Consider the following 10435-nt stretch of genomic DNA (forward strand, 5'->3'; position numbering starts at 1 on the left):
CCGATCCAGTTGGCGGCCGACATGGCGCCGAACGGTGCCCGCCACTCGAACATGCCCGACGCCCGGCCCGCCCCGCCCGCGGACTTGGCGCGCCTGGCCAGGGCCGTGTGCGTCGATTCCCACACCGTCCGAAAGCACAACACGTGCCGGCACAGCCCAGCCGCGACGGCGAGCATGGCGGACACGACGCTGCCGCTGGGCCCGGGCACTTCGGCCCCACCGCTGATCCAGGTGGGCCGAATGCGCAACGCCTCCTCGACGGCGGTGACCCCGCCCTCCGACATCCCGCCGGCAAGTCCTCCCGGATAGGTGGCCAGGCCGTCGATGTCGGCCAGGTTCAGCCCCGCGTCCTCGACGGCGCGCAGGCACGCCGTCACGGTCAGTGACAGCGGATCGACCATGAGGCGACGCCCGATCGTCGAGCTGCCGACCCCGGTGAGCGCCACCTTGTCTTCGAATTTGCGGGGGGACGACATGGGCCGCACATGGCGAGTTAGATCACGCGGGCCTGGGACCGGTCCGGCCTTGGCTGCCTCGGAATCCGGTTCGAACAGTGGAATCCAGATGTCGTCGTGCTGCTCGAACACCACCTTGACCTGCAGGCCGATGGCGACGTGTTCGGGTTCGCAGCCGACGATGTTCGTGGTGAGTCGGGCCGAGGGGTCTTCGGCGATGGCGACGACCGCGACGACGTAGGGCGGCGGGAAGCCTGGCAGCCACTGCTGGTGGTTCACGGTGAAACCGGCGACCGTGGCGCATCCCGATACCGGCGTCATCGCTACCTCGACGCTGCGGCAGTGCGGACAGATCGGGCGCGGTGGGTGGTGGTACCGGCTGCACGCCTCGCATTGGGCGATCCGGAGCCGTCCGTCGGCGCCGCTGGTCCAGAACGACTCGGTGCTGATGCTCACTTGGGGCAGGGGCCGTACCACCGCCTCGGCCGGGCCGGGCACTGTCATCACACCTCCGGTCGCACCGACGAATAACCAACACGAACCGTAGCAGATAGCGAACATATGACTGGCTCGAATAGTAGAGTGTGACTCTACTTCTGTGTACTGTGGTGACCTCGTAAGAGGAGACAATCGGTCATCACAGCAGACAGGGGTTCGCGTGAAGGTCAAGGACAGCGCCGCAGTGGTCGTTGGAGGCGCCTCGGGCATGGGACGGGCGACCGCCGAGCGGCTGGCGGAGCGGGGCGCAAAGGTCGCCGTGCTGGACCTGCCGACGTCGGACGGAGCCGCCGTGGCCAAGGAACTGGGCGCGGCCGCGTCCTTTCACCCGTGCGACGCGACCGACAGCGACGGCGCGGAGACCGCGCTAGCGGCGGCCGTCGAAAGCCTGGGAGCCCTGCACATCGCGGTCAACACGGCCGGGGGTGGGGTATCGGCGCGCACGCTGTCCAAGAGCGGACCGCACTCTCTAGACGCCTTTCGGTCCGTGATCGAGCTCAACCTGATCGCCACCTTCAACCTGAACCGGTTACAGGCTTGGCACATGAGTCGCAACGAGCCCGTCGACGACGAACGCGGCGTCATCGTCAACACCTCATCGATTGCGGCGTTCGAAGGGCAGATCGGCCAGGTCGCCTATAGCGCCGCGAAAGCCGCGATCGCCGGAATGACGTTGACCATGGCGCGTGATCTCGGCAGCCTGGGCATCCGGGTCACCGCCGTCGCGCCGAGCCTGTTCGCGACCGGGATCACGTCGCGGATTCCGGAGAAAATGGCCGGTGAGTTGACCCGCGACGCGGCCTTCCCGCGTCGGATGGGCAGGCCCGATGAATACGCCTCCCTGGCGCTGTCCATTGTCGAGAACCAGATGCTCAACGGGTCGACCATCCGACTCGACGCCGGCCAACGGTTCGCGCCGAAGTAGCCAGTGACCATCGTGGACCTCGGATTCGCTGACGCCACTGCGGTAATCGCCGGGGGCACCCGCGGCATTGGACTGGCGACGGCCTTGTGCCTGGCCGAACAGGGCGCGCGGGTCGGCGTCATCGGCAGGAACCAAGCTCGGCTGACGGAGACCGCCGCGACATTGGCGGACGCCGGCAGTCCGGAGGTGCTGACGTTGAACGCGGATCTGGGCTCGGCGTCGGACGTCGATGCCATCTTCGCGACAGTTGGCGTGCGGTGGGGCGGACTCAACGTGCTGGTCAATGCCGCCGGTCCGACGGGGGCCGGTCGCTTCGAGGACCTGGGCGACGCGCAGTGGGCGGCGGCATTCGACGATGGGGTGTTGTCCGCGGTGCGGTGTGTGCGTGCGGCCTTGCCGCTGCTGCGAGCCGCGGAGTGGGCCCGGGTGGTGAACGTGACGGCGATGTCGGTGCAGCACCAGTCGGCGGGATTGGTGAGCTACACCGCGGCAAAGAGCGCACTACTCAGCGTGACGAAGAACCTCGCCCGCAGCCTCGCGAGCGATGGCATCCTGGTCAATGCCGTCGCCCCGGGTCCGATCCTCACCGATTGGGCGCGACCGGTGCTCGCCTCCGCCGGGATCGCGACGGATGACCCCGTGGGTGCCTTCGCACTGCTGGGGCGCGGTCACGGCATGTCGGTGGACCTGGGTCGGCTCGGGCTGCCTCACGAGGTTGCCGCTGTCATCGCGTTCTGCGCCTCACCCGACAACACGTACATGACCGGCGCCCACCTCAACGTTGACGGCGGCAGCGACTTCCTCTGAGCGCGCTGCCTTCTCAGCGTGTTACCCGCACGGCACGCCCGTCACCGCCGTGGACGGCTGCGCGGCAACCCCAGCCGGTTCTCCACGATGAGGCTGCGCAGCACCTCACTGGACCCACCGTAAATCGTTGTCGCCACGGCACTCCGATAGTGCGCGTCCAGGCTGCCATCCACCGCGCTCTGCGGATCGGTCCAGTCGATCATGCCCGCGGCCCCCGCGATGTCGATCGCCGCGGCTGATGCGCGCACGTAACTTTCCGGCCCGAACAACGCCGAAACCGGGCCCGGCTTGTCCCCTTCCGCGTCAAGGAAGGCCACCCGCAAATCCAGCAGGTCGGCCACCTCTGCCTCCATTGCCATCCGGGCCAGGCGTTCGCGGACCAGGACATCGGTGATCAGCTCGGTGCCGTCGGGTCCGCAGTGCGTGCGAGCGAACTCCAGCGCATCGTCGGCGACCCACCCGGTGCGCGAACCGGGGGCGACATTCTGTTCGGCCTCGAGCGCCGCCCGCATCACGGCGAAGCCTTGGTGTGCTTCGCCGACTCGGTTCGCATCGGCCACCCGCACGTCGTTGTAGAACACGATATTGGTGCGCTCGTGACCCATGGTGCGCACTGCCTGGATCTCGATACCGGGCGTGTCCAGCGGTACCAGCAGCATCGTCAGGCCCCGCGGTCCCACCGACCCGGGCTGCGAGCGGGTGAGCAGGAAGCAATAGTCGGCAAGATGCGCGAATGTCGTGAAGATCTTCTGCCCGTTGACAATCCACTCATCTCCGTCGCGCTGAGACCGGGTCGCGCAGGCGAACACATCCGAGCCCCCTGCGGGCTCGGTGTAGCCCAGACAAATCAGGACTTCGCCCGCGGCGACGCCTGGCAGGATTCTGGCCTTGAGTTCAGCGGAGCCGGTGGCGCGGATGGCGTTCGCCGGCAGCATGGTCGTACCGGGGCCCGCGGTCGGCACTCCTCCCTTGCGTAATGCGTTCCACAGCGCGGCCGCCTCGAACGGATCCAGTCCGGCGCCACCCTCGGCGACCGGCCAGCCCGACGCGATCCAGCCGCGCTCGCCCAACTTCCGGGTCAGCGCGCGATCAACGCCGTCGCCGGTCCGGCGCTCATGCTCGATCACGTCGCGAGTGACATGTTCGGCGGTGAATCTCTCTGCCTCGCGGCGGATTCGGGCCCAGTTCTCGGGTTCGCTGAAGTCCATCGAGTCACCGACCTCCGGTCGTCACGGGGCCGAACCGCCGGTCGGCGACGGTGAGCAGCTCGCGTCGCGGGTCGGCGAACGCCGCCGCCCACGCTTTGGCTCTGCGGTAATACAACTGGATGTCGTACTCCTCCATGAACCCGTAGCCGCCGTGGACATGCAGGCTGTGCGTCGTCGCGTGATAAGCCGTTTCGGCGGCGAAGACGAACGCCATCGCCGCCAGCGCGCCGGCATCTTCCTGCGCGGAATCCATTGCCCAACAGGCCTTACGGACCAGCAGCTGGGAACCATCCAGGGCGGTGATCGCGTCGGCGAACGGATGCGCGACTGCTTGGTACATTCCGATCGGCTGGCCGAAAGCCTCGCGAACGATCGCGTACCGGGAACCGATCCCTACCGCCTCGGAAGCCAACCCGACGAGAGCGGCCGCGCGCAGCACCCGCACCTCGTCGACCGCGGTGTCGAAGATCGCGCGCGCCTCACTGCCTTCGGCGAGGACGGTGGTCGGGCCCGGCGCGTGCCACCGGGCCAGCGATAGTCCGCCGAGGTTGCGGTGCGCCGTCTTGGGCAGGCCGTCCGGGCGGTTCACGTATACCAGGGAGTCTCCGTCGAGGGCCAGCACGGCGTCCGCGATCGCGCCGTCGACCAGCAACTGCTGTGTCGCGGAGCCGGGCTGGGTGGCCAGCGACACGATCACCGATCCGCTCAGGACCGGCACCAGCAAATCCTTCTCGCGCAGGCGACCCAACGCGCGCGCCGCGGCCGCGGTCTCGGCCACTGGGATCGGGGCAACGCGTCGGCCGGCTTCCTCGGCCACCAACGCCAGTTCGAGAAGGCCGCCGTCCCCGCCCCCGCAGTCCGAGGGCACCCCGATACCCAGCGCACCGAGATCGGCGTAGTGCCGCCACAGCAGCAGGTCGAAGCCGGTGGACTCCGCTTCGCGCACCCGCTGCGGCGTGGCCTGTTTCCCGAATAAGGCCGCGAACGCTTCGCGGACCGCGCATTGCTCCCGCGTCAGCGATAGATCCACCAATTCCTCCTCATAATCGCAACGCCCTCGACATCGGCAACACGCGAGCGCCGCCACAGAAGGCACGTTACCCGCAAACGGATTGATGCACGACGAAAAAGTAAACCTATATCCTCTTTTAACGCACTCGGTGCTAGAGTCAGTCGCATATCTGATTGTCGCACTGTTGAGTAGCGGCCGTTCTGCGATGCAGCTATGGCCGGCAGGAGGAGGATTTCAATGACGCCGCGATTGGGCTATCCGGTCTTCGATGGTGATAACCACATGTACGAGACACGCGATGCGCTCACCAAGTTCCTGCCGCCCGAGTACCACGGCGCAATCCGGTACGTGGAAGTGGACGGACGGACCAAGATCGCCACCATGGGACAGATCAGCGACTACATTCCCAACCCGACCTTCGACAAGGTCGCCGCCCCGGGAGCCCAGGAGGACTACTTCCATAACGGCAACCCCGAAGGCAAACCGCACCGCGAGATTCTGGGGAAAGCGATCGAGGCAACCCCCGCGATGCGCGAACCGGCACCCCGGCTGGAGCTCCTCGACGAGCAGGGCATCGACAAGTCGATGATGTACCCCACGCTGGCGAGCCTGGTGGAGGAACGTTTCCGCGAGCACCCCGAGGCGACTCACACGATCATTCATGCTCTGAACCAGTGGCTGCACGAGACGTGGCAGTTCGACTACAAGGGCCGCATCTTCACGACGCCGATCATCACCTTGCCCATCGTGGACAAGGCCATCGAGGAGCTGAACTGGGTGGTCGAGCGCGGTGCACGAGCCATTCTCATCCGTCCGGCACCGGTGCCCGGGCTGCACGGCCCGCGGTCATTCGCGCTGCCCGAATTCGACCCGTTCTGGAAGCGGGTCGTCGAGACCGGGGTCCTGGTCATCATGCACGCCTCCGACAGTGGGTATTCGCGCTACGCCAACGATTGGGAGGGTTCCGGCGAGTTCCGGCCGTTCCAGCCGTCGCCGTTCCGCTCCTATTACAGCCTGGCGCGCAACCCGGCCGAGGACGCTGTTGCGGCGCTGGCCTGCCACGGACTCCTGACGCGGTTTCCCGAGCTTCGGATCGGCATGGTGGAGAACGGAACGACCTGGCTGCCGCGGCTGCTGGAGAACCTCAAGGACACCCGCAAGAAGATGCCGCAGCTCTATAGCGAGGATCCGGTGGAGGCCATTCAGCGGTGCATCTACTTCAATCCCTTCTGGGAGGAGAACGTGGCCGAACTCGCGAAGCTGGTGCCGATCGATCACCTGTTCTTCGGCTCGGACTACCCGCACCCCGAGGGCCTGGCCGATCCGCTCAGCTACCCCGATCGGCACCCAGAGCTGAGCAACGACGAGATCGCCATGGTGATGGGCGGCACGCTATCGAGCATGATGCGGATCGACGCCTGAGATGTCGACTGATCATGGGGCGGTATCGGCCACCAAACCGCGCGAGGATGGCTCCCCGATGGAGTTCAACCCGTACTCCGACAGCTTCTTCGATGACCCGTATGAGACCTACCGCTGGATGCGCGACGAGGCGCCGGTGTATTACAGCGAGCGGTGGGATTTCTACGCGCTGACCCGTCACGAGGATGTCGTTGCCGCGCACCGGGACTGGGAGACCTTCAGCAGCTCCTACGGGGTCACGCTGGACGCATTGTCGATGCGCCGCAAGTTCAACGACCTCAACATGTTGATCCTCTTGGATCCTCCGGAGCACGAGCGGCTGCGCAAGCTGGTACGCCAGGTGTTCACCAAGGCAGCGATCGCCAACCTCGAGCCACTGGTTACCGACATCGTGACCTCCTACGTGCGGGCCTTGGCAGGCAAAGAGGACTTCGACGTGGTGGCCGACTTCGCGGCGCTGTTCCCGGTGGAAATCATCTCCTCGATGCTCGGTGTCCCTCCTGGCGAGCGCCAGCAGATCCGGCTGTGGACCGACGCGTTCCTGCATCGCGAGAAAAACAACCCCTTCGCCACCGAGAGCGGAGTGGCTGCCTCGATGGCGATGGGCGAGTACTTCCTGGACCTGGCCCGCGAGAAGCGCCGCCAGCCCGACGACCTGATCATCAGCCGCCTGGTGACCGCGAGCTACGAGGACGAGACCGGCGTGACGCACCGGCTCACCGACGAGGACATCGCCACGTTCGCGGTGCTGATCGCGGCGGCGGGCAGTGAAACGGTGACCAAGCTGGTGGGCAACGGCGTCATGGCCTTTCACCACAATCCCGATCAATGGGAGCTGGTGCTCGCCGATCCCGGACTGATCCCCGGCGCGATCGAGGAGATGCTGCGACTCAACCCGCCCTCGCAATACCAGGGCCGGTTCGCCACTCGCGACGTGGTACTCGACAACGGCACCATCCCGGCGGGAAACCCGACGCTGCTGGTCACCGGCGCCGCGACCCGCGACCCGCGCGCCTACGACCGGCCCGACGTGTTCGACATCAGGCGGGGCGGCGCCACCACCCTGGCCTTCGGGTACGGCGCCCACAGCTGTCTGGGCTCCTGGCTGGCGCGACTCGAGACCCGAGTCGCCCTGCACGCGATCCGCGAGCACTGGCCGCGTTTCGCCGTCAACCCCGACGGTTTGCGGCGGGTGACGATGTCCAACGTGGCCGGCTATTCGCACATCCCGGTGCACGTCGGCTGATGGCCGCGGCGCCGACCGCGTCGGACGAACCGGGGCCCCCCGGCTTGCCGGGCAGTGTCCCCGAGCTGCTGTCGCGGCGGCGCGCGCAGCCCGACGGCGAATTCCTGGTCACCGACGACGAGCGGCTCAGTTTCGCTGAGGCCGACGCGCAGTCCAGGAAACTGGCCGATGCGTTGTTGGCCTCGGGCGTGGGCAAGGGCACCCGTGTCGGCATCCTCTTCCCCAACTGCGCCCAGTGGCTCATCGCATGGTTGGCCGCGGCACGCATCGGCGCGCTCACCGTTCCGCTGTCGACCTTCGCTCCGGGCGCCGAACTCGCCAGGCTGCTGCGCCACACCGATACCCAGGTGCTCCTGATGGGCCGCTCGATCGCCGGCCGCGACCTCGTCACCCGGGTCGCCGACGCGCTGCCCGGCCTGGCCGATGGCGACGCGGCGATCGCGCTTGCCGCTGTCCCTTACCTGCGCCGGGTGCACGTCTGGCCCGGCAGCGACCAGGCTTGGACGACGCCATGGCCCGGCAGCACGGGTCCGGTCGCGCCTCTCACAGGCTCGGCCGAGCAGGAGGTCCGACCCGCTGATGAGCTCGTGCTGGTCACGACGTCCGGGACCACGGCGCTCCCGAAATCCGTCGCGCACACCCACGGCAGCCTGGTGCGCCACGCAGCCATCCTGGCCCACCACCGCGGCGTCACCGCCACCGACCGCATCTACTCCCCGATGCCGTTCTTCTGGGTGGGTGGACTGACCATGGTGGTGTTGCAGGCGCTGTCCACCGGAGCAGCGATCCTGGCCCAGGACGTGTTCGACGCCGGTGCCACGCTGGCGCTGCTGGAACGGGAGCGGGCCACCTTCATCTCATGCTGGGCGCAGGCCAGTCAGGCCATGGCCGACCACCCCGACTTCGCCAAGCGCGACCTGTCCAGCGTCCGGGGCGGCACCATGCTGGAGGCGCTGCCGCCCGAACGTCGACCCAGCGAACCCGAGCTGACCCCTAACCTGCTCGGCATGACCGAGACCGGCGGCCCGCACACCATGGTCGAGGTGCCCGACACCCCGCTGCCGGCAGAACGCCGCGGCTCCTTCGGGATCCCATTGCCCGGGCTCGTCCAGCACCGGATCGTGGACACCGCCGGCGTTCAAATGCCGCCGGGCCAGGAAGGCGAGATCCAGGTGCGCGGCCAGATCCTGATGAGCGGCATCTACAAGCAGGAACGCCACGAGGTGTTCACCGCCGATGGTTGGTATGACACCGGGGACCGTGGATGGTTCGACGACGCCGGGCATCTGCACTTCACCGGTCGCGCCAGCGCCCTGATCAAAACCGCCGGGTCCAATGTCTCACCGGCCGAGGTCGAATCGGTCCTGGACGCCATGCCCGGCGTGCTGCACAGCTTCGTCGTCGCCCTGCCCCATCCCGTACGAGGCGAGGTCGTCGCGGCCGCCGTCGTGCCCGCACACGGTGCCCCGCTGTCCACCGAGGCCGTCGCCGTCCACGCGCGCGCGAACCTCTCCGGGTTCAAGGTGCCGACCGTCATCACGGTTCTCGCCGAGAGCGACCTGCCCATGCTGCCCACCGGCAAGGTCGATCGCCAGGGGCTGGTCAGGTTGTTGGCGGCGGACCGGCTTCGGCGTGACCAGGGCGTGACTAGGAAGGAAAGCCATGGATTTCACAGCCTTCCGTCTGACTGATGACGAGCGAATGCAACTTCTCGCAGTGCAGACCGAATGCACCGTCGCGTGGCTCAACAGCGACGGTTGGCCGGTGTCGGCATTCCTAACCTACGTGTTTGAGCGCGATGCGTTCTGGGTGACGTCCTTCCGCGACCGTCCCCGGGTCGACTGTCTAGTCGCGGACCCCCGAAGCACGGTCGCAGTTTCCAGCGCAGGTAAACCACTCGGCCATGGCCGGATGATCAGTGCCCGGACATTGGCAGTCGTGCACGATGACGTGTCCACCGCCGAATGGTTCTACCCGCAGTTCTGCAAAATGGCCGGCCTGGACGCCGCGGTATTGGCCCGGCAGGACCGCGTCGTCATCGAGCTTCGTCCGCAAGCGTGGAACAGCTTTGACGGCAAGCGAATGCTCCGCCGATAGTCAGCGCCAAGGACCGATCAGCCCGGCTTGCCGCAATCAGGGCAATGTTAAGAGGGCAGTGGAAGTCATTCAGTCGTTGGTGGTTCGCCGGTTGAGCGTGCCCTGACGGGCGAGTGAACCGCAAGGCCGACAAGCGCACCGGCAATAAGGCGCTGGGCTCATCGTTCTGATTTGGTGACGGCGTTACTGTAACCTGTTGTGGCGCACTCTATTTCGCGTACCTACTGGCAGAGTGGACGTATCCCAGATGTGCGCTACCCCTCCGACGCGCTATGCAAGCCGTGGCTGTGACGAGAGCCATACTGGGTCCTGTTCCTCACGGCGGGAGCAGCGCCGCGGACTCACGCATCGTTGTCGACTACTTGCTCACGACGGACGTGTAGTAGACGGTGTCGGCCATCGGAACCCAGTCGCTACTGTGCGGCATGGCCGCTAGTCCGTTGTCGGCCAAGAGCCGACTTATCGGCGTACCGACCGAGCGCCAGCCCAGGTTCTCCAGGTAGGTGGGGACCTCATTACGCTCGCCCTCGTATCCCAGGTCCGCAAACTCCAGTTCGAAGCCGTGGTCACGCCATTTGGCGGTGGCTTTGCGCATCATTTCCCGGGCCTTTTCGAGATCCAGAAGCGACATGTCCGGGACGGTTTCGGTGGCCAGTCGGCTGCCGTCGGCGCTGAGCGCGGTGATGTTGTCCAGCAGGCGGTCCTGGGCTTCCGGCGGCAGATAGCCGAACAGACCCTCGGCGATCCAGGCGGTGGGCCGGTCGC

The 10435-nt window shown here is 66.9% G+C and carries 10 protein-coding genes; 6 read left to right on the top strand and 4 right to left on the bottom strand.

Annotated features, from left to right (window positions below; all coding sequences use genetic code 11):
• Positions 1-959, bottom strand: a 959-nt coding sequence (locus JWP83_RS03160; RefSeq protein ID WP_297725704.1) for an OB-fold domain-containing protein, incomplete at its 3' end; no start/stop codon positions are given.
• A 154-nt stretch (positions 960-1113) separates the two neighbouring features.
• Here JWP83_RS03160 and JWP83_RS03165 point away from each other — a divergent pair.
• Entirely contained in the window at positions 1114-1878 is a 765-nt protein-coding gene (locus JWP83_RS03165) for an SDR family NAD(P)-dependent oxidoreductase (RefSeq protein ID WP_297725706.1), read from the top strand.
• Between the two features lie 12 nt (positions 1879-1890).
• Positions 1891-2685 (top strand): SDR family oxidoreductase, encoded by a 795-nt coding sequence (locus JWP83_RS03170; RefSeq protein ID WP_297725721.1) that lies wholly within the window; start codon positions 1891-1893, stop codon positions 2683-2685.
• A 41-nt stretch (positions 2686-2726) separates the two neighbouring features.
• Here JWP83_RS03170 and JWP83_RS03175 read toward each other — a convergent pair whose 3' ends face one another.
• Entirely contained in the window at positions 2727-3893 is a 1167-nt protein-coding gene (locus tag JWP83_RS03175) for an acyl-CoA dehydrogenase family protein (RefSeq protein ID WP_297725708.1), read from the bottom strand.
• Between the two features lie 4 nt (positions 3894-3897).
• On the bottom strand, positions 3898-4923 hold the full coding sequence (locus tag JWP83_RS03180; protein WP_297725711.1) for an acyl-CoA dehydrogenase: 1026 nt from the start codon (positions 4921-4923) through the stop codon (positions 3898-3900).
• A 219-nt stretch (positions 4924-5142) separates the two neighbouring features.
• Here JWP83_RS03180 and JWP83_RS03185 point away from each other — a divergent pair, with 219 nt between their 5' ends.
• Genes JWP83_RS03185 through JWP83_RS03200 form a run of 4 tightly spaced genes read left to right on the top strand, consistent with a single transcriptional unit; the run spans position 5143 to position 9670 of the window.
• Positions 5143-6327 carry an amidohydrolase family protein gene (locus JWP83_RS03185; protein ID WP_297725712.1) on the top strand — a complete coding sequence of 395 codons (1185 nt, stop codon included), beginning with the start codon at positions 5143-5145 and terminating at the stop codon, positions 6325-6327.
• A 1-nt stretch (position 6328) separates the two neighbouring features.
• Positions 6329-7573: a cytochrome P450 gene (locus JWP83_RS03190; protein WP_297725714.1), complete on the top strand. Its 1245-nt coding sequence runs from the start codon at positions 6329-6331 to the stop codon at positions 7571-7573.
• Entirely contained in the window at positions 7573-9264 is a 1692-nt protein-coding gene (locus JWP83_RS03195) for a class I adenylate-forming enzyme family protein (RefSeq protein ID WP_297725716.1), read from the top strand. The genes JWP83_RS03190 and JWP83_RS03195 overlap by 1 nt, the downstream gene beginning before the upstream one ends.
• Positions 9265-9274: 10 nt before the next feature.
• Positions 9275-9670 (top strand): hypothetical protein, encoded by a 396-nt coding sequence (locus JWP83_RS03200; RefSeq protein ID WP_297725718.1) that lies wholly within the window; start codon positions 9275-9277, stop codon positions 9668-9670.
• 358 nt (positions 9671-10028) lie between these two features.
• On the opposite strand, the gene JWP83_RS03205 is transcribed toward JWP83_RS03200, so the two are convergent.
• Positions 10029-10435: class I SAM-dependent methyltransferase (locus tag JWP83_RS03205; protein WP_297725720.1), on the bottom strand; the 407-nt coding region annotated here is incomplete at its 5' end.

Origin of the sequence: Mycobacterium sp. (assembly GCF_025965855.1) — a bacterium.
GTDB lineage: Bacteria > Actinomycetota > Actinomycetes > Mycobacteriales > Mycobacteriaceae > Mycobacterium.